This is a genomic window from Paenibacillus farraposensis, assembly GCF_020736845.1.
GTDB lineage: Bacteria > Bacillota > Bacilli > Paenibacillales > Paenibacillaceae > Paenibacillus > Paenibacillus farraposensis.
The window spans coordinates 1022822-1041232 of record NZ_JAFFQR010000112.1 but is presented as its reverse complement, the minus strand read 5'-3'; the positions used below and the strand labels follow the sequence as shown (position 1 = coordinate 1041232).

The window sequence follows — 18411 nt, the reverse complement described above, 5'->3', positions numbered from 1 at the left end:
CAGAATGCAAAAATGGTATCAGATTTTCCAAAAAAATACGGGACTTAGCCCTTATGTGTGGGTTGTCTTTTATATCCTGCCCTTCTACTATTTCAGTTCCTCCTCTACAAGTCATATTATTCTGGGCACCGCCATTATTTTGGTGTTTTCTGCTTGTTATGTTCTGGCTTTTGTCTCGCAGGGCTGGCTGATATACTTCTGGACCAGTGTACAGATTGTTATATCGATTACCATGACGCTGCTGTTCAGCTATATGTATTTTTCCATATTTATCGCTTATCTGATCGGTAATATTAAAAGTAAAGCCGCATTCATGACGCTGTATATTGTTCTGATGATTGTTACCATTGGACTGATCAATTATGGTTTTGTTTCTGAAAATCCTGTTTTTATTAAGCAGATTCCCTTCATTTTGCTCAATCTAATTGGTGTGATTCTTCTTCCGATCACGAATTTTAATCGTAACAAAAGTGATCGGCTTCAAGTACAATTAGAGGATGCCAATAAGAAAATATCGGAATTGATTAAGCTGGAGGAGCGGCAGAGAATTGCACGTGACCTGCACGATACCTTGGGTCAGAAGTTATCACTCATCGGGTTGAAGAGCGATCTGGCGGGCAAACTGATAGATCAGTACCCGGAGCGGGCTCGTGTTGAAATTAACGATGTCCGGCTTACGGCGAGAAGCGCGTTGAAAGAAGTACGGGAAATGGTGACTCAAATGCGCGGCATGCGATTAGAGGACGAGCTATTGCGTATTCGGCAGATTTTAAAGGCTGCACATATTGAATTGACTCTGGAGGGCGACGCGAAGCTGAAGCATACTTCATTAATGAACGAAAATGTGCTCAGTATGTGTATGAAGGAGGCGGTGACCAATGTGGTTAAGCACAGCGGAGCCACCGCCTGTTCCATTATCATTGAGCCGTCTCGCAAGGAATTGACCCTTCGGATTCAGGATAATGGGATCGGTGTTATGGGAGAACATGCAATTTTTCGGGGACATGGTCTGCAAGGAATAAAAGAAAGACTTGAATTTGTGAATGGATGCATGGAACTGCATTCAGATCAGGGAACGACCCTGGTCATTAAAGTGCCCAATATCACTGAAAAGCCAGACGAGGAGGTGGAGCGATGATTCGAATTGTCATTGCGGAAGACCAACGAATGCTGCTGGGTGCTCTGGCTTCGCTGCTGGACTTGGAAGAGGATATGAAAGTAGTCGGAAAAGCGAGTAATGGGGAAGAGGCTATAGAACTGGTCAAGCTGCACCAGCCAGATATATGCATCATGGACATCGAAATGCCGATAAAGAGTGGATTGGATGCGGCTGAAGAGCTCAAGGGCTTGAACTGCAAAGTGATGATTCTAACTACATTTGCTCGCCCCGGATATTTTGAACGGGCCATTAAGGCAGGTACACACGGCTATTTACTCAAGGATAGCCCCAGTGAAGAGCTGGCTTCCTCCATTCGCAGCATTTTAGCAGGCCGTCGCATTTACGCACCAGAACTGGTGGATGATGCCTATGCCGAAGTCAATCCGCTTACAGAGCGTGAAAAGACCGTATTGGCGCTCATTGCTGACGGGAAGAACACGAAGGAGATTGCCGGTGAACTGTATTTAACGACAGGGACGGTACGTAATTACATCTCAGTCATTCTTGATAAGTTGGGTGTCAGCAACCGGATTGAGGCAATTACACGTTTTAATGAAAAAGGCTGGTTTAAATGAGTGGCAGGCAGAAATATTTGAGCAGAAACAGAGATGGCTATGAAGCAAGAAATAGCAGCTCTGTTTTTTTGTTCTATCCCTAGATTTGATATGCCTTTAGCATACAGCCTTGTGATACAATAGGGTAGTTATCCACAGGATGGACTGGAGTACAAGGAGGAACGGAACCGCATGAAACAAGCCCCATTTATAGCTGTTGAAGGGCCAATTGGAGCAGGTAAAACAACATTGGCTTCGATGCTTTCGACTGAGCTGCATATACCGATCATTAAAGAAATTGTTGAGGAAAACCCGTTTCTCGACAAATTTTATCAAAATATAGACGAGTGGAGCTTTCAGCTGGAAATGTTCTTTCTCTGCAACCGCTATAAGCAACTGGAGGACACCGGTCTGCAATATATCGGGAAGGCTCAGCCTGTTATTTCCGACTATCATATCTACAAGAATCTGATTTTTGCCGAACGTACACTTAAAGGAGTAAAGCTCGAAAAATATCGCCAAATCTATCATCTGCTTACGGATGATATGCCTAAGCCGGACATAATTATTTATATTCGAGCCAATTTGGACACTTTGTTGGGCAGAATTCGTAAGCGGGCTCGTCCCTTTGAACAGGACATGGACCCCGCCTATCTGGAGCAACTAATTACAGATTATGATAAAGGCATTCAGTTTCTTGCGGAACAATCCCCTTCACTCCGAATATTGACCATAAACGGGAATGAGATTGATTTTGTAGACAACCAGGCACAGTTCGAACTGATTGTTTCTGATGTAAAGGAGCTTATACAATGAATAAATACAACATTCCCGCGAATGCCCTGATTACGGTAGCAGGCACGGTGGGTGTAGGGAAATCGACGCTTACGGCTGCTTTGGCTGAACGTCTTGGCTTTAAAACCTCTTTGGAGCAGGTTGATCATAATCCGTATCTGGAAAAGTTTTATCACGATTTCGAAAGATGGAGCTTTCATCTGCAAATTTATTTTCTCGCTGAACGTTTCAAAGAGCAAAAAAATATTTTCTTATCCGGCGGAGGTTTTGTACAGGATCGTTCCATTTATGAGGACACAGGCATTTTTGCGAAAATGCATGCCGATCAGGGAACGATGAACCCGACGGATTACGAAACATATACCAGTCTATTCGAAGCGATGGTGATGACACCGTTTTTCCCCCATCCGGATGTGCTGATTTATCTGGAAGGCAGCTTGCCATCTATATTGAATCGGATCAAGGAACGTGGCCGCGAGATGGAGATTCAGACCGAGAAGTCCTATTGGGAGCAAATGCATCGCAGATATTCCGAGTGGATCAACGAGTTCGATGCCTGCCCTGTACTGCGCCTGAACATTGATGAATATGATGTACATGACCGGGCTTCTATGGATGCCATTTTGGAAGAAGTAGGCAAGGTGATTTCAGGAAAAATTATTAAGTCAGGATAAAGAGGCACGCTTACAGTACGAAGCCCGGAGATATAAAACCAGCAAAAAAGCATACCAAGACTGTGGTACAATCAGAGATAATTGGGCTGATGACTACAGTCTTTTTTTGTTGAATACATGCTGTTGATATGCAAGAAAAACCTGCGATATAGTGGACAAGCCTAAGCTGGAATGCGAGAATAGAAGCATCTATTTGAATGAGAATGATTCACGGGGAAGGATGGGATATTGTGATGCGTTTTGGGGTTATTGGAACCAACTGGATAACGGAAAGGTTTATTCAAGCCGCGATAGAGACGGACGAATTTTCCCTGACCGCGGTGTACTCACGAACGGAAGATAAAGGCAAAGCCTTTGCTGCCAAATATAACAGCCAACCGGAGGTTTTTACAGACCTGGCCCAAATGGCCGCGAGTGATCAGGTGGATGCCGTATATATTGCCAGTCCTAATTCCTTTCATGCAGAGCAGGCGATTTTGTGTATGAATCTTGGAAAGCATGTGTTGTGTGAGAAGCCGTTTGCTTCGAATGCAACGGAGGTGCGGAGCATGATCGAAGCCGCACATAATAATGATGTTCTGTTGATGGAAGCGGTTAAATCCACGCTGATGCCCAACTTTAGCATCATCAAGGACCATCTGTATAAAATAGGCCGGGTTCGGCGTTATTTTGCAAGCTACTGTCAATACTCCTCACGGTTTGATGCTTTTAAGCAAGGAAACGTATTAAATGCCTTCAATCCGGCCTTTTCTAATGGTTCCCTGATGGATTTGGGGGTGTATTGCTTGTACCCCATGGTGGCATTGTTCGGCAAACCGGATGAGATACGTGCGGTCGGTGTGCTCTTGTCTTCCGGTGTCGATGGTGAGGGAAGTGCCGTGATGCGGTATCCTGATATGGATGCAGTTGTCATGCATTCCAAAATTACCGATTCCTATCTGCCTGCTGAAATTCAGGGTGAGAATGGAACGATGGTGATCGACAAAATCAGCCAGCCATATGAGGTGAAAATCCATTATCGGGACGGCACCATTGAGGATTTGACAAAAGCTCAGACACGTGAGCCGATGTATTATGAAATTCAGGAGTTTATAGATCTGGTGAAAAGCGGAGAACGCAATAGCTCCATTAACACACTGGAATGCTCACTTGCAGTCGCTGAAGTGATGGAGGAGGCAAGACGGCAGATTGGCCTTCGTTATGAGGCGGATTTGAAAAATACTTCTGCGCATTAGTTTGTTGAATGATCCATATGACACGAGCATAAAGGTTGTCGATTTTGCAATTTTGCAAATATACGGCAGCCTTATTTTGCTTGGCTTTACAGGCCCGCAGCGTTGCTGTATATCGTGCAGATATGGCTGCCTACTTTTGGACAGCAGTTAAAGTATTCTCAAATTTCCAGTGTGTTTGTGCTGGCACTGATTGTGAATGTGGTGGGGATCGTACTGGCACTGTTTGTTAATTTCCGGTACAGTGCCGTTTTTTCAGTACATCGCAAATTATCCTCTCAAATCGTGCTTGATACGGAGTAATCAACAAACCAGGGCATGGTTCATTGGAATGCGTTATACTATGAAATATTGTAAATGACGACTTGAAAATTGAGGTTGAGGAGTGAGATCAATATGGCAAAAATCGTAAAGGTGAAAGATATACGAATCGGCGAGGGAGCACCTAAAATCTGTGTTCCCATGGTGGGAGAAACGTTGGAGCAATTGAAGGAAGAGGCTGCATATTTGCGTACACTCGATCTGGATATCGTCGAGTGGAGAGTCGATTTTTTTGAGCATGTGGAGGATCTAGAACAAGTTAAGGCTGCCTTGAAGGAGATTCGGTCCATTTTAGCGAATATTCCGCTCGTCTTTACGTTTCGCAGTGCCCGGGAGGGCGGGAAAAAGGAGATCAATGCGGCAAGTTATGTAAAATTAAACCGCGCTATAGCGGAGACGGGACAAGTAGATATCATTGATGTGGAGCTTTTCAATGAGGAAGCAGACGTGAAAACGCTGGTGAAAGCTGCGCATCAGCATAAAGTGGCTGTGATCATATCCAACCATGATTTCCATAAAACCCCACCAAAGGGGGAAATTATATCCCGGTTGCGCAAGGCACAGGAATTGGGAGGCGATCTGCCCAAAATAGCGGTTATGCCGACTAATACAGCCGATGTGCTGACCTTGCTCGATGCAACGCGCACGATGGCGGAGGAATACGCGGATCGACCTATTATTACGATGTCGATGGCGGGAAAAGGTGTCGTGAGCCGTCTGACAGGGGAACTGTTCGGTTCGGCTCTAACCTTCGGGGCAGCCCAAAAAGCTTCCGCACCGGGCCAGATTCCTGTCACCGAACTGAGAGAGATATTGACGGTGCTACATCGTCACGCTTAAAAGATACATGGCATGCTGGCGGTAAGCCGTGCATCCGTTATGAGCAAAAAAAGGAAGGCCCCCATGCAATTACATCGTTGGGCCTTCCTTTGTTATAGTTCTTAATTCAACCCCCGAGTTGGCTCATACAACTCCCAACCCAGATTTAGCGTTTGGATAATATAGTCAGCGACTTCTTCCGCATCCAGCTGATCCGTGTCGATCTTGGAGTGATTTACCGCATAAATATTTTGCCGGGAATGGAAGAGCTCTTCAATCTCCTCCAACGTCTTGCTTTGTAGATTAGGACGGGTATCAATCAGCATCTTGAGCCGATCTTTCCAGGAATTCCAATTCAAATCCAGGAAGAAAACGATGGATGAAGCCAGACAAGCCTGCTTCACTTCTTCCTGCAAAAATGCACCTCCGCCAACGGAAATGATTTTGAGGCGGGTGTTGCTGCACAACTTCAGAATATGCTCTTTTTCAATTTCACGGAACCGCTGCTCTCCGTATGTTTTGAAAATCTCCGTTGTGGGCATGTTATATTCTTGTTCAATTTCCTGGTCAATATCCACGAAATCCCGATACAGCTTGCGCGCAAGATGGGAACCAATCGTTGTTTTGCCTACGCCCATAAAACCAATGAGCACAATATTTTGCTCTCTTAATGGAACCTCTCTGTTGTTTTGCACCCTAACCACTCTTTTCTCACCAGTAATGTTGAGATGTAACGCTTCAAAGCACTAAATACATTATACGTTGATCAAACGTCGCATTCAAGTAGCATAGATCATATCGGAAGCAAGGCACAAGTTGACTTGGCATTCATCACCATAAGATGATAGAGAGCATAGATGGCTGGTCATGAAGTCCTTTATGCACAATTTGCCAAATTATATATTGATATTACTGGAAAACTAATATAATGGAGTTGTATAAAATGTAAATGCAATCACTGTATTTACATTTTGTGTTTCTTAATAACTATTAATCTATTACTTTGAAACCAATACCAAATATACATATGTAATTACTTGCATAATAACCACAGACGTGTATCGGTTTATGGGTTCATTGCGCAAGGGGGGTGAATTAAAATGAATACAAAAACAGCCAAAGTATTGAAAAAGGGAATGAGTATTGCTTTATCAGGTATGCTGGTTGCTTTATTTGTCGGCAATTATTCTGCTCATGCAGCTCCGGAAGTCGTTCATAAGACCATCGTTGTCAAAGCCGGAGAAGTTTACGATGGTAAAGGGAAGACCGTAGTGGCTGATCCCGATACCCTGGGGGACGGAAGCCAGAAAGAGTCTCAAAAGCCTATTTTCAAGCTTGAAAATAATGCAACACTGAAAAATGTGATCATCGCTGCGCCTGCTGCGGATAGTGTGCATGTCTATGGCAACGGCACCATCTCCAACGTAACGTGGGCAGATGTAGGTGAAGATGCATTGACGCTCAAAAAATCAGGCACGGTAAACATTACGGGGGGTGGAGCGTTCCATGCCTATGACAAAGTGTTCCAAATGAATGTAAAAGACTGGATAACTCCGATATTTCCAACGTAAAGGATTCAATCTCTAGAACGGACTCCTCTAGCAGTTCGGCCAGAATTACAAACACTCGTTATCACAATGTGAAGCAATTGTTCAAGGGCTTTAAATCCAGCAACACAAGCGAGTCCGGAAATACTGAATATTAATACGAATTAGGATAGAGCAGGAATATAAGAAGAGGCTTGTCCAACAGATCGCCAGGATCTGAATGGGACAAGCCTCTTTTTGATAACGACAAAAGTTATCATGTAAGATCCGGGTTTCGTTCAGAATAAGTGCTATGATATGATCATGCTATTACATTTTATACAAAAGAGTTGGGGAGCTATGAATCTATTTCATCATTATGTGAACGCCGATAGTACTTTGAATGATACGCTGATACAGAATCGCGAAATTTTATATACAGGTACCAATGGCCGGCATGTAGAACGTTTTTACGTATCTCCTTCTGAAAGTTATGTGTTCAAGCCGCTAACAAATGAAGAGCAGGAAGGCCGGGAGAGATGGATATATGAGCATGTGCTTCCTTCGTTGCCATCCATCTATCCAGGACTGCTGGACTGGTCTGATGCTGTCACGGATGGCGGAGGGGAATGGATGATTTTCGAGGACCTTGGTCCGCTGCATCATATACATAAAGAAGAAACCATGCTGCGAGCTATTGGACTTGTCGCATGGTGGCATGCTTTACCGGCAGAGCGTTTTACTGGCCTTCCGCTGCGGGGGCCGAAGCCGCTCATTCAGGATATGGTCGTTGAACTGTACGAGCGCAAGCCTGATGTGCTGGAGCTTTGCCGTTCGCTGGGATTCTCCAGGCAGCAGGTGGAACGTATTTATGCACAGCTAGAGCATCCGTCTTTCTCACAGCAGCTTGTACTGTCGCATGGCGATCTTCATTCGGGGAACTATGCATTGAGCGGCGAGCGGCTTGTGGTGCTGGATTGGGAGCATGCTCATCTGAACATACCGCTCTGGGATGTGTATCATCTGATCGACATGTCTCATCCGTTGTTCCCGCGTCACATGACGTCCGATTTGCGTATTCGTATGCTGGACACGTATCTGGAGCAGCTTGAGCTGCTGGGTATAAGTGTGGATCGAGCGGTATTTATGCTGGAATATGGCATGTTTGCCGTGATATTTTCGCTGTGGATGCTGCTGCTTATTCACAGTGATTTGCAGAGGATTGGAGCGGATGTGCATAGAAATAGCAACAAATGGTCAAAAGAGCAGTTAGAAGCTCAACTGGAGGCAACGTCAGCCTGCTTGAACGAATGCGCAGCGATGATGGAATGGGGACAAGTTCAACGCTGTGAATAAATAGCGGTTCAGGACCGGAATGCAAAATTATCGTTAAAGAGAGTGGGAAATAGATGAAAAAAGTCGGTTTGGTCATGAGAAAGATACAATTTGCTGAGGCACAGGGTCCTCGCATTTTTGCAGAACGTCTAAAGCAGATCGGGCTGGAATTAGGAGTGGATATCGTATTTGTATCACCGGAGCGCCATGTGAGCAGCCATGACTGGCTTCCAGGCTATGAGCACGAAAAGGGCGATCTGGTCAATTATGATATCGTACTGGACCAGCTTCATAACCAGCAAATTGAGCATGTTATTTATACAGTATCCGGCTTTACCTATTTGAACATGTTTTTTAAAAACAGTGTGCTTTTTCCCCACAGTTTTCCTGATCCGGCGCTGACAGGCTACGAGATGATGAAGCCTTTTTATCAGATTGTGGACAAGGCTATTGTGCAGACTGCTTTTCTCAAGCAGGAGATGGCATCCAAGTTTGGTGTAACCGATGTGACCGTCATCCCGATTGGCTTTAATGAGCGGCTGGTGGAAAAATATTTCGACCCTTCGCAGGTTGTGGAGAACCGGGTGATGTGGATTGGGAGAGATGAGGAGAATCGGCGCCCTGATCTGGTGCTGGAGTATGCGCGGCATAATCCTGACAAGGATATCTATATGGTATTTGGCGGTGAACGCTACAAGGAAAGCATGAAGAAATATGATATCCCGGATAATGTAAAGCTTCAATTTGCCTTGACACAGGATGAGGTGTTTGCGCTGATGAACACGGCGAAGGTGTATTGGAACTGCTCCAAGTTCGATACGTTTGCGATGCCGCTGACCGAAGCGCTGGCCATGGGGAAAATCGTCGTCAAGCCGGAGCACCCTTGCTACGGGCATATCAGCTCTACGCATTCTTTTTCAGGGAATGAAAAGAACTGGTTCGAGCTGGTCAATATGGCTGCCGCTTCACCGCGCCGGGTTTCGATGGAAAATCAGGCATACGCCATGGAACAGTTTTCGAGCAAGGTGATGAAGCAGGGGTATCGGGATTTCTTTGACCGATGGCTGAACTGAGCATTCAGACGGAGACTATAGAAAAAAGGGACTTGCACTTCAATGAACGGGCGCGTAGCTGGTGATGATCTGCCCGGCTTGCGGAATCGTAACATGAAGATCGTGGGTTACATTGGGCAGAAGTCCCATAATGACGAATTCGTTCATATCAGTGGCGAAGGCACCCAGGGTCAGCCATAGCAAGGAGGACGGGAAGCACAAATACGGAGGGCGGGAATAACTAATTATGTTATGTTGATATATAAGTTGAACTTAAAGGTTACAGGGTATTAGGATCGTAAATAACGTTTGGTGGAACGACCCAGGAGGGGATAGAGATGACACTTAAAGTGGTACATAGCATTACAGATTTAATTGGAGATACGCCCTGTGTACGGCTTCAGCGGCTCACAAGGCCGGAGGATGCAGAGGTGTATGTAAAGCTGGAATATTTTAATCCAAGCGGCAGCGTTAAGGATCGGGCGGCAGGCAATCTGATTGCCGAGGCGGAAAAGGCGGGGCAGCTGCAGCCAGGAGGCACCATTATTGAGCCGACCAGTGGCAATACAGGAATCGGTCTTGCGATGAATGCGGCCGCCCGAGGCTACCGTGCAATTCTGGTGATGCCGTCGAACATGACGAAGGAACGTATCAATATTTTGAAGGCATACGGGGCGGAGGTCGTGCTGACCCCGGCGGAGGAGCGGATGCCAGGCGCAATTCGCAAGGCGCTCGAATTGGGGGCTGAGATTGAAGGGAGCTTTATCCCGCATCAATTTGAGAATAAGGCTAACCCCGACATCCACCGCACAACGACGGCGCTTGAAATTTTGGAGCAGACGGAAGGAAATCTGGATGTGTTCGTTGCTTCTTCGGGGACGGGCGGGACTATCACGGGAACGGGTGAAGTGCTGCGCCAGCATTTGCCGGATTTACGGGTGGTTGTAGTCGAGCCAATGGGCTCGCCGGTACTGTCCGGGGGAAAGCCCGGTCCGCATAAGCTGGTCGGTACCAGTCCGGGATTTATTCCTGACGTGCTGAATACGAAGGTCTATGACGAAATCGTACAGGTCGCCGATGAGGATGCGATTGCAATGACCCGGGCTATCGCCGCCCAGGAAGGGATTCTCGTCGGACCCTCTAGTGGAGCTACGATATGGGCGGCCATTCAGGAAGCACGGCGTTTGGGAGCAGGCAAGCGGGTGCTTTGTATTGCACCTGACACCGGAGAGCGTTATTTGAGCATGGGGATATTCGGATAAGGATGAAATCGTAGTTTAAAGGCCAGCCTTTTGTCTAATGGACAAATGGTTGGTCTATTCACGTAGGTCAGGCCTGTTGATTAACCACTAAATGGTAGAAGGGGAATCGTCAACTCGGTAAAATGTTGTACCCCTACAAACCAACCGAAAGGTGACGACACTCCATGAAAAAATCTATCACGATTGGGATCTGACCTGTCAACTGGGCACGCCACAGTGTCGTTCGGTGAAGCGTCACCGTGTGGTCATCTTCCGTGATTTTGAAGGTAGATAGAGGTATCCTTTCACTGGATCAAGCAACACTTGAACATCCCGACGCTATTTGGCACAACGGAAAATGCCGTAAATGATTTATCTATGCAATACTTTCACTCTGTTCACAGCTTCCAAAATCAAGGATTATAGATATAGAAGTTGTCATATCCAATCGGTATGCAGCGCTTCAAGTGTTAAAGGTATGGCCTCCCGAACTGGGGGAAAGGAAATAACAGAGAAGTTTCGACGTTTATTGTCATATAGAACATAAAAATCCATCAAAGATAGTATCAGGAAAAATTGTTTGGAAAGGGGATGGCATGATCGATATGAATGATAAGCAGGATTTAATCAGACCGGATATGCGCGAAACGATTTTGCGTGAGCTGCGAGCCTTGGAGCAGGGGGAGCAGGTGCGCATTGTATATGCCTGTGAATCAGGCAGTCGGGCATGGGGATTTCCTTCACAAGATAGTGACTATGATGTGCGTTTTATCTATGTAAGACCGATGGAATGGTATTTGTCCATTTTTGACAAGCGCGATGTGATTGAGCGGCCGATCAGTGATGTGCTGGATATGAACGGCTGGGATTTGAAAAAGGCGCTCAATCTGTTTCGCAAGTCCAATCCGCCTTTGCTGGAATGGTTGCAATCTCCGATTCCCTATCTGGAACAATATTCAGTCGCTGAGCAGATTCGCGCTATATCGCCGTTAACTTTCTCGCCGAAATCCTGCATGTATCACTATCTGAATATGGCACGGGGGAACTACAGGGATTATTTACAGGGAGAGCAGGTGAAGATCAAAAAGTATTTTTACGTACTGCGCCCGCTGCTGGCCTGCGGCTGGATTGAACGAAATCATAGCATGCCCCCGATGGAATTTAAAACGCTGCTGGAGGCATTCATTCCACCAGATACAGAGCTTTATCAAGTTATTGAACATTTGCTGGAACGAAAAAAAGCGGGCGAGGAGCTTGATATTGAGCCACAGCTTTCGGTGGTAAATGATTTTATACGACAGCAAATTGCTTATTTTGAACAGACGGCGCCTTTGCTCCAGTATATGGAGGGTGGACGTGACCAGCAGCTGGATGATTTGTTCCTCGCTGCGGTGAAGGAAGTATGGGAAGCATAGGAATCGGAGTCGATTGATTCGGGATTGTAGCTTACAAAGGAGGGATTTAGATGGGTATGGGTACACCATTGATTGATATTGGCGTGAATTTGATGCACCGTTCGTTTCGTACGGATCGGGAGCAGGTGGTAGAGAGAGCGGCAGCCGAAGGGATTACGCCTCTGATTATTACCGGGACGAGTGTCCGCAGCAGTCGAGACGCTTCTGAGTATGCAGCGCGTTATCCTGGCAAGCTGTACGCGACGGCTGGTGTGCATCCTCATGATGCCAAAAACTGCAGCGCAGATACGATTCAGCAGCTCCGCCAGCTCGCGGGTCAGCCGCAGGTCGTATCCATAGGGGAATGCGGACTGGACTATAACCGTGATTTTTCTCCGCGTGATGTGCAGCGCCGATGGTTAGGGGAACAAATCCAACTGGCGGGTGAGCTGCATATGCCGTTATTTCTGCATGAGCGGGATGCACATGAGGACTTTGTCGCTATGCTGCGGGAGCATCAGGGGGTTGTGGATAAGGCAGTGGTGCATTGCTTTACCGGAACCGCACAGGAATTACATACGTATATAGAAATGGATCTGTATATTGGTATTACAGGCTGGATCTGTGACGAACGGCGCGGCAAGCATTTGCGTGAATTGGTCAGGGATATTCCTCTGGATCGTTTGATGATTGAAACGGATGCTCCATTCCTGACCCCGCGTAATTTGCCCGTGAAGCCAAAAGATGGCCGTAATGAGCCCTTCTATCTCGCTCACATTGCCGCTATGATTGCCGAATGTACAGGTCGGAGCATGATGGAGATCGAAATTGCGACGACGGAGACGGCCAAACGCTTTTTCGGATTAACTATTGCGGAATAAGACTAATGTAGTATGCATGATTATGCAATCGGAGTGATGACAGATGGAATTGTTTTTCAGGGACAACTTTTTTAGCACAGGACTGACCGAGATTATGGATGGCAATGGCGAAGTGGCGGGAAGTGTGGATTTGAAAAGCGCCTTTAACTCATCCGTAGATGTATATGATGCTGGAGGAAGGCTGGCCTATGGCGGCAAATTTCGCTTTTTTGTTGGCAAGTGGGAAGTGAGAGACGCTACCGGGCAATTAGCCGGTGTCCTGCGAGTCCGAATGAGCTTGATGTCCAAAAGATATGAATATGATGCTGGGCCGCGAGGTGTCTATGAGATTACATCTCCTGCATTCTCCAAGGAATATGCCATACAGGGGCATGATGGGAAGACAGTGGCCGTATTCAATCAGACCAATCGCTGGTTCCAGTCCGGGACATTTCATTTGGAAAATGGCTCCCTGTTACTGGATAGTTATGAACTGATTGTGGTTGTCATGGGCATACATGCTATTCAGAACAGGAATTCCTCAGCCGGGAGCCAATTTTCCGTGTAGATCGTTATTGAATTGTAAATAGGATTGTCAAAGTCATAGATGTGGTGTACATTATAGTGAATTGAAAAGCATTGTCGGGAGCTTGAGATAGTCAGGCTGAGAGGGTGGTTCCTGCCACCGACCGTGAAATCTGATCTGGGTAATGCCAGCGTAGAGAAATCTAGAGCACTATACAAGAAACAGGAATACCGCTTGTTTTGCGGTTTGTCGATGGATTCGATTCATATCATAATAATAAGCTAAGTAGCTGCGGGTCTGTAGAATGCTTCGCACGACTACTCACGACTACTATGAAGTGTTTTGTTTTGCGCCTGACTTTGGCTTGGTTTCAGTGAAGTAGCTTAGACTACAGTTATATGAGACCTATCGACAACTGATGATTTGTATGGTGATCACCTTAGTACTGCGCATAAAGCTTGCCTGGAGATTCAGCTCCGGACAGGCTTTTTTTATTGGCCAAGAGGCTTATTTTAAGGAAAAAGGAGAGTATATCATCAATGAATACTAATGTAAGAGCGTCCAAAGGGTTGAAGCTGACAGATATTCTGGTCACGATTGTTATATCTGTTGTGTTCGGGCTGGTCTATAAAATATGGGGACCTGCCTATGATTTGATGAAGCCATTCGGTCTGCACGCTGAGCAACTGATGTATGGCATGTGGTTTATGGCAGGCACGTTCGCTTATCTCATCATTCGCAAGCCAGGGGTTACGATTTTGGCAGAGGTGGCTGCGGCAACGGTCAGTGCTTTTCTGGGAAGCGAATGGGGAATGTCCACCTTGTACTATGGTCTGCTGCAAGGATTGGGAGCGGAGCTGTTCTTCGCGATTTTTCTGTACAGGAACGCCAACCTGTGGGTCACATCACTGGCTGCTGTTGGAGCGGCTGTCACCTCTCTGATTCTGGACTTCAGCTACGGTTATATTGATCAGCTTTCGACCTGGAATTACATGTTGTATATTGGATTCCGCATGCTAGGCAGCATTGTGATTGCCGGGGTATTTGCATTCTATCTGGCCAAGGCACTGGAGGTAACCGGGGTCACGCGAACCTTGAGACCTGCAACACAGCAGGATTACAAGGGGCTGGATTAATGAACCGGGCAGTCGGGGATGTGGTGGCGTCGATCACCCGTCTTCGTTTGAAATTCCCCGGTGAGCAGGAGCTGCTTTTTCATAATATGTCTTTATCCGTCCGCAAAGGGGAAAAGCTGCTGCTGCTTGGGCCGAGCGGATGCGGCAAATCAACGCTGCTTCAGGTGCTGAGCGGCCTGATTCCGCGTACGATTGAAGTGCCTATGAAATGCGATGCTGCCGTAATCCCGGCTCTTTCCGGTATCGTATTTCAAGATCCAGATACACAGTTTTGTATGTCGTATGCAGACGAGGAGCTGGCTTTTGTACTGGAAAATAATCAGGTTCCCCGTGAACAAATGCCGCCCCGTATTCGCGAGCTGCTCAATCAGGTCGGACTTTCAGTAGATGATGTACACATGCCTATTGGCAGCATGTCACAGGGGATGAAGCAGCGTCTGGCCATTGCGTCTGTGCTGGCGATGGAGCCAGAGGTGCTTTTTCTGGATGAACCCACGGCTTTACTGGACGAAGAAGGCACCTCACAGGTGTGGGATACGATTCGCCACATTTCGGGAGACCAGACGCTGGTGATCGTAGAGCATAAAATAAATGAAATTATCCATAATGTGGATCGGATTGTAGTGCTTTCTGCTCAAGGGGAGATCATTGCGGACGGAGACGCGGAGGAAGTATTTCATGTGCATCGGCAGGCCTTGTCCGAGTATGGTGTATGGTATCCGGGGGTATGGGATGAAGCATCCTCGCCGCGTTGGAGAGAGCAAGTAATGCAGCAAAATGGGGCGGGTAATGCCGATAGACCATCCGTCTCGGCGGCTAAATCTGCTTTACTGGAGCTGGAACGTTTCTGCGGCTTGCGTGGATCAAGTCCAGTCATTCATGCGGAGCAGGTGCAGGTGAATCCGGGCGACTGGATTGGCGTGGTCGGTGAAAACGGGGCGGGTAAAAGTTCGCTGCTGCTTTCTATGATGCGCTTGCTTTACACCCAGGGACGTTATCGTGTGGACGGAGTAGAGGCTGGTGGTACGGAAGAGCTGGCAGAGCGTATTGCGTTCGTGTTCCAAAATCCCGAGCTGCAATTCGTAGCGCATACTGTACGGAAGGAACTGGAGTATTCGTTACCCACGAATTTGTTTACAGCCGAACAGCGCAGTGAGCGCGTGAATCGAATGCTCGTACAGTTCGGACTGGAGCGGCTGGACGAACGCCATCCGTATCAGCTTTCGCTCGGACAAAAGAGACGGCTGAGTATTGCCACGGCTATGATCCGTAAGCCGGACGTGCTGTTGCTGGATGAACCGACTTTTGGGCAGGATGCGCGTAATACCTTTGTTATCCTGGATATGTTGGAGGAGCTTAGAACGGCAGGCACAGCCATAGTGATGGTTACGCACGATCCGGAAATCGTTCGCCGGTACTGTACAGCTACATGGCGGGTGCAGAAGGGAGAGCTGCGGCATGAATCTGTCTTTTCCCCATCATGAAACATGGCTGCATCGTGTGAATCCGGGGCTAAAGCTCGTTATGTTTTTCTTGCTGTTCGTGATCGTAATTGTCATTCATAATCCGAACATCATGTTGAATGTAGCGTGTGCCATCCTGCTATTGCTGGTCTGGTCGGGGCATCCGTGGAAGCGGCTGCTGCTGTATGCCTCCCCTTTTATAGTGGTGTTTATTTCTACCTCGGCTGGCATGATGCTGTTCGGAAAAGGAGTGACGACCTGGTGGGCATGGGGGCTGATTCATGTTACGGAGGAGAGCTTTTATCGGGGCATGCATTTGGGCTTTCGTGCGCTGTGTATGGCGGCAGCAGGCTTGCTATTTGGCTTGACGACGCGTCCGGTAAATCTTTTTTATTCGCTGATGCAGCAATGGAAGCTTCCGCCGAAGTATGCGTACAGTTTTTTGGCCGCCATGCGGATGATGCCGATCATGCTAGAGGAATTCCAGACGTTGAGACATGCCCACCGCATTCGAGGTTCGCATCAGCATGTGTCCAAATGGAATATGTATGCCACGCTTCGCAAGTTTGCGATTCCGCTGCTCGCCCAAAGCATCCGGCGCGCACAGCGAATCGCTATCGCGATGGAGGCCAAAGGCTTTGTTAATGAAACCAAGCGCACGTATTATTATGTCATTCGCTATTCAACTGTAGATATTGTGTTTATTGGTTATTTTGTGGTGATGCTTACGCTGGCTTGGGAGCTAGGTATCCGCTTTCCGTATGTAGACGTGTGGGATGTGCGCTAAATGTGCGCTAAATGTGCGCTAATTTGCTGCCAAAAGGCTTTGCCGGGTTTCTGCTCTGTGTTATATTTACAATGGGAATTGACAGCTCCTACAGACCCGGCTGGGCTGGCGGGCTTATTGCATTTCCCCGCAGAAATGGATTATCAGGAAACCAATTTCATGCGGTTCAATCCGTGTCCTTCAAGTGGAGGCAGGGGAAATTCACGGTATTATATGCGCCAGCGGTGCCGGCAAGTCAACGTTGCTCCGGTTGAATATCGAACGGTACCATTGGACATTAAAAAATGACTCCTAATGAAATCAGAGTTATCTCATTGTGGCTTGATTAAGAATTATATACCCTGAACGTTAACCGGCGAAATCTAGAAAATTTTTATACAAAAAAGCGGCTCGCAATCGATCCAGCGCGGCCGCTTTTGAAATCAAGCTATACAATTTTCGTCGTATTACTTTAAATTGCATTGGAGGCGATTGCTTTGTATCTTTACCGTTCCCACAAATTTAAACAATCGCTTGGCAATTCCGCCCGATTCAGTCCCTTTCCGTTTAGACCATCCCCCCTTTTTATAATTGTTTGATAGACATTTAGTAAGCTGTCAGCCGTTTTGACTGCTCCAATACCTGCGGCCGATTAATCCGTGTAAACTGGTGAGTCTATGCATTTCCTGTCTTCTTCCTCGATTTGACTTACAAGGTCGCGACGACATCGATTATAACTTTTCCATTGCCCAGGGATAGTGATTTGCTATATCCTTATCGACCAATTTTCTTGATAACGGCCTCAGCAACTGCAATGGTTGATTGGGGGTTTTGGCCTGTAATCAGATTTCCGTCGATTTCAACGTGACTCGTCCAATTCGGAGCAGCGACATATATCGCTCCCAATTCTCGAATTTTACTTTCGAGCAGAAACGGCAAATCTGGTCTAAGCCCTGTCTGTTCTTCTTCAAGATTAGTAAAGGCGTTAACCCTTTTGCCTGCTACCAACGGTTCACCATTCGATAGATTTGCACCTACCAAACCGGCAGGTCCGTGGCAGACCGCAGCTACTATTTTGTTGCTTTCATAGAAGTGTCGCAGAAGCTGTTGAAGTTTTCCGTTGTTCGGCAGATCAAACATCGTGCCGTGTCCACCCGGAAGGAAAATAGCATCAAACTGGCTCTCTGATACCTCGTCTAGTGACACCGTGTTCGAGAGATGCTTTTGTAAATCCCAAATTTCTTTAGGCGTATTAGCATCAACACTAACTGGATCAACCGGTGCTTCGCCTCCGAGGGGACTGGCTACAACAACCTCATAACCTTGTTTGCTAAATGCTTGGTAGGCTTCGGCAAATTCGGATAACCAAATTCCCGTCGCTTTACCTGTTTTAATCTCAGATTGATTTGTCACAACCATCAATATTTTCACCATTTTCCTGGCCTCCTTAATATTTTCGGGTGAGTCTACCTCAATGTGTTATGTAAGACACTCCGAAACCACTAAAGATGTGAGAATCGAAGCATCTTACATATTGGGGTTAAAAAGGAACTTATTT

General features: G+C 46.8%; 19 protein-coding genes, 3 pseudogenes and 1 riboswitch. Of the genes and pseudogenes, 20 read left to right on the top strand and 2 right to left on the bottom strand.

The genetic code is table 11. The annotated features are described in order from the left end of the window. The first annotated feature begins 4 nt into the window (after positions 1–4). From JO375_RS23740 to aroD, 7 genes are all read left to right on the top strand, one after another. A complete protein-coding gene (locus JO375_RS23740) occupies positions 5–1138 on the top strand; it encodes a sensor histidine kinase (RefSeq protein WP_229526766.1) in 1134 nt (377 codons plus the stop codon). Next, positions 1135–1734 (top strand): response regulator transcription factor, encoded by a 600-nt coding sequence (locus tag JO375_RS23735; protein ID WP_229526765.1) that lies wholly within the window; start codon positions 1135–1137, stop codon positions 1732–1734. Before JO375_RS23740 ends, JO375_RS23735 begins: the two co-directional genes overlap by 4 nt. A gap of 171 nt (positions 1735–1905) precedes the next feature. Continuing rightward, positions 1906–2529, top strand: a complete 624-nt coding sequence (locus JO375_RS23730) for a deoxynucleoside kinase (protein ID WP_229526764.1) — start codon at positions 1906–1908, stop codon at positions 2527–2529. Next, positions 2526–3182 carry a deoxynucleoside kinase gene (locus tag JO375_RS23725; RefSeq protein ID WP_229526763.1) on the top strand — a complete coding sequence of 219 codons (657 nt, stop codon included), beginning with the start codon at positions 2526–2528 and terminating at the stop codon, positions 3180–3182. Before JO375_RS23730 ends, JO375_RS23725 begins: the two co-directional genes overlap by 4 nt. A gap of 233 nt (positions 3183–3415) precedes the next feature. Further along, positions 3416–4417, top strand: coding sequence for a Gfo/Idh/MocA family protein (locus tag JO375_RS23720; protein ID WP_322098783.1), 1002 nt, complete (start codon positions 3416–3418; stop codon positions 4415–4417). Between the two features lie 114 nt (positions 4418–4531). Next, a complete protein-coding gene (locus JO375_RS23715) occupies positions 4532–4717 on the top strand; it encodes a hypothetical protein (protein WP_229526762.1) in 186 nt (61 codons plus the stop codon). Positions 4718–4810: 93 nt separating this feature from the next. After that, entirely contained in the window at positions 4811–5575 is a 765-nt protein-coding gene (gene aroD, locus JO375_RS23710) for a type I 3-dehydroquinate dehydratase (protein WP_229526761.1), read from the top strand. Positions 5576–5676: 101 nt separating this feature from the next. On the opposite strand, the gene JO375_RS23705 is transcribed toward aroD, so the two are convergent. After that, positions 5677–6249 carry a shikimate kinase gene (locus JO375_RS23705; RefSeq protein ID WP_229526760.1) on the bottom strand — a complete coding sequence of 191 codons (573 nt, stop codon included), beginning with the start codon at positions 6247–6249 and terminating at the stop codon, positions 5677–5679. Between the two features lie 405 nt (positions 6250–6654). On the opposite strand from JO375_RS23705, the pseudogene JO375_RS23700 reads away from it, so the two are divergent. From JO375_RS23700 to JO375_RS25200, 13 genes and pseudogenes are all read left to right on the top strand, one after another. Next, positions 6655–7259, top strand: a pseudogene (locus tag JO375_RS23700) (pectate lyase). Positions 7260–7440: 181 nt separating this feature from the next. Continuing rightward, positions 7441–8436, top strand: coding sequence for a phosphotransferase (locus tag JO375_RS23695; RefSeq protein WP_229526759.1), 996 nt, complete (start codon positions 7441–7443; stop codon positions 8434–8436). A 53-nt stretch (positions 8437–8489) separates the two neighbouring features. Further along, entirely contained in the window at positions 8490–9488 is a 999-nt protein-coding gene (locus tag JO375_RS23690) for a glycosyltransferase (protein ID WP_229526758.1), read from the top strand. Positions 9489–9530: 42 nt separating this feature from the next. Continuing rightward, positions 9531–9668: a hypothetical protein gene (locus JO375_RS23685; protein ID WP_229526757.1), complete on the top strand. Its 138-nt coding sequence runs from the start codon at positions 9531–9533 to the stop codon at positions 9666–9668. A 137-nt stretch (positions 9669–9805) separates the two neighbouring features. Further along, entirely contained in the window at positions 9806–10729 is a 924-nt protein-coding gene (gene cysK / locus JO375_RS23680) for a cysteine synthase A (protein WP_229526756.1), read from the top strand. 187 nt (positions 10730–10916) lie between these two features. Continuing rightward, a pseudogene (locus tag JO375_RS23675) lies at positions 10917–11074 on the top strand (IS4 family transposase); the annotation flags it as partial. 230 nt (positions 11075–11304) lie between these two features. Next, positions 11305–12123 carry a nucleotidyltransferase domain-containing protein gene (locus JO375_RS23670; protein ID WP_229526755.1) on the top strand — a complete coding sequence of 273 codons (819 nt, stop codon included), beginning with the start codon at positions 11305–11307 and terminating at the stop codon, positions 12121–12123. 50 nt (positions 12124–12173) lie between these two features. Beyond that, a complete protein-coding gene (locus JO375_RS23665) occupies positions 12174–12983 on the top strand; it encodes a TatD family hydrolase (protein ID WP_229526754.1) in 810 nt (269 codons plus the stop codon). Positions 12984–13026: 43 nt separating this feature from the next. Then, positions 13027–13530, top strand: a complete 504-nt coding sequence (locus tag JO375_RS23660; protein ID WP_229526753.1) for a hypothetical protein — start codon at positions 13027–13029, stop codon at positions 13528–13530. A 65-nt stretch (positions 13531–13595) separates the two neighbouring features. Further along, positions 13596–13704: riboswitch (TPP riboswitch) on the top strand. 323 nt (positions 13705–14027) lie between these two features. After that, on the top strand, positions 14028–14624 hold the full coding sequence (locus JO375_RS23655) for an ECF transporter S component (protein WP_229526752.1): 597 nt from the start codon (positions 14028–14030) through the stop codon (positions 14622–14624). Next, entirely contained in the window at positions 14624–16108 is a 1485-nt protein-coding gene (locus tag JO375_RS23650; protein ID WP_229526751.1) for an ABC transporter ATP-binding protein, read from the top strand. Before JO375_RS23655 ends, JO375_RS23650 begins: the two co-directional genes overlap by 1 nt. After that, positions 16083–16874 carry an energy-coupling factor transporter transmembrane component T family protein gene (locus JO375_RS23645; RefSeq protein WP_229526750.1) on the top strand — a complete coding sequence of 264 codons (792 nt, stop codon included), beginning with the start codon at positions 16083–16085 and terminating at the stop codon, positions 16872–16874. The genes JO375_RS23650 and JO375_RS23645 overlap by 26 nt, the downstream gene beginning before the upstream one ends. A gap of 173 nt (positions 16875–17047) precedes the next feature. Continuing rightward, positions 17048–17127: pseudogene (locus JO375_RS25200) on the top strand (ATP-binding cassette domain-containing protein); the annotation flags it as partial. 500 nt (positions 17128–17627) lie between these two features. On the opposite strand, the gene JO375_RS23640 reads toward JO375_RS25200, so the two are convergent. After that, positions 17628–18287 (bottom strand): type 1 glutamine amidotransferase domain-containing protein, encoded by a 660-nt coding sequence (locus JO375_RS23640; protein WP_229526749.1) that lies wholly within the window; start codon positions 18285–18287, stop codon positions 17628–17630. Positions 18288–18411: the final 124 nt, after the last annotated feature.

Bases quoted from the DNA above. Each gene is read 5' to 3' on its own strand.
- JO375_RS23740 (WP_229526766.1), top strand. From the start codon at position 5: ATGCAAAAATGGTATCAGATTTTCCAAAAAAATACGGGACTTAGCCCT.
- JO375_RS23735 (WP_229526765.1), top strand. From the start codon at position 1,135: ATGATTCGAATTGTCATTGCGGAAGACCAACGAATGCTGCTGGGTGCT.
- JO375_RS23730 (WP_229526764.1), top strand. From the start codon at position 1,906: ATGAAACAAGCCCCATTTATAGCTGTTGAAGGGCCAATTGGAGCAGGT.
- JO375_RS23725 (WP_229526763.1), top strand. From the start codon at position 2,526: ATGAATAAATACAACATTCCCGCGAATGCCCTGATTACGGTAGCAGGC.
- JO375_RS23720 (WP_322098783.1), top strand. From the start codon at position 3,416: ATGCGTTTTGGGGTTATTGGAACCAACTGGATAACGGAAAGGTTTATT.
- aroD (WP_229526761.1), top strand. From the start codon at position 4,811: ATGGCAAAAATCGTAAAGGTGAAAGATATACGAATCGGCGAGGGAGCA.
- JO375_RS23695 (WP_229526759.1), top strand. From the start codon at position 7,441: ATGAATCTATTTCATCATTATGTGAACGCCGATAGTACTTTGAATGAT.
- JO375_RS23690 (WP_229526758.1), top strand. From the start codon at position 8,490: ATGAAAAAAGTCGGTTTGGTCATGAGAAAGATACAATTTGCTGAGGCA.
- JO375_RS23685 (WP_229526757.1), top strand. From the start codon at position 9,531: ATGAACGGGCGCGTAGCTGGTGATGATCTGCCCGGCTTGCGGAATCGT.
- cysK (WP_229526756.1), top strand. From the start codon at position 9,806: ATGACACTTAAAGTGGTACATAGCATTACAGATTTAATTGGAGATACG.
- JO375_RS23670 (WP_229526755.1), top strand. From the start codon at position 11,305: ATGATCGATATGAATGATAAGCAGGATTTAATCAGACCGGATATGCGC.
- JO375_RS23665 (WP_229526754.1), top strand. From the start codon at position 12,174: ATGGGTATGGGTACACCATTGATTGATATTGGCGTGAATTTGATGCAC.
- JO375_RS23660 (WP_229526753.1), top strand. From the start codon at position 13,027: ATGGAATTGTTTTTCAGGGACAACTTTTTTAGCACAGGACTGACCGAG.
- JO375_RS23655 (WP_229526752.1), top strand. From the start codon at position 14,028: ATGAATACTAATGTAAGAGCGTCCAAAGGGTTGAAGCTGACAGATATT.
- JO375_RS23650 (WP_229526751.1), top strand. From the start codon at position 14,624: ATGAACCGGGCAGTCGGGGATGTGGTGGCGTCGATCACCCGTCTTCGT.
- JO375_RS23645 (WP_229526750.1), top strand. From the start codon at position 16,083: ATGAATCTGTCTTTTCCCCATCATGAAACATGGCTGCATCGTGTGAAT.
- JO375_RS23640 (WP_229526749.1), bottom strand. From the start codon at position 18,287: ATGGTGAAAATATTGATGGTTGTGACAAATCAATCTGAGATTAAAACA.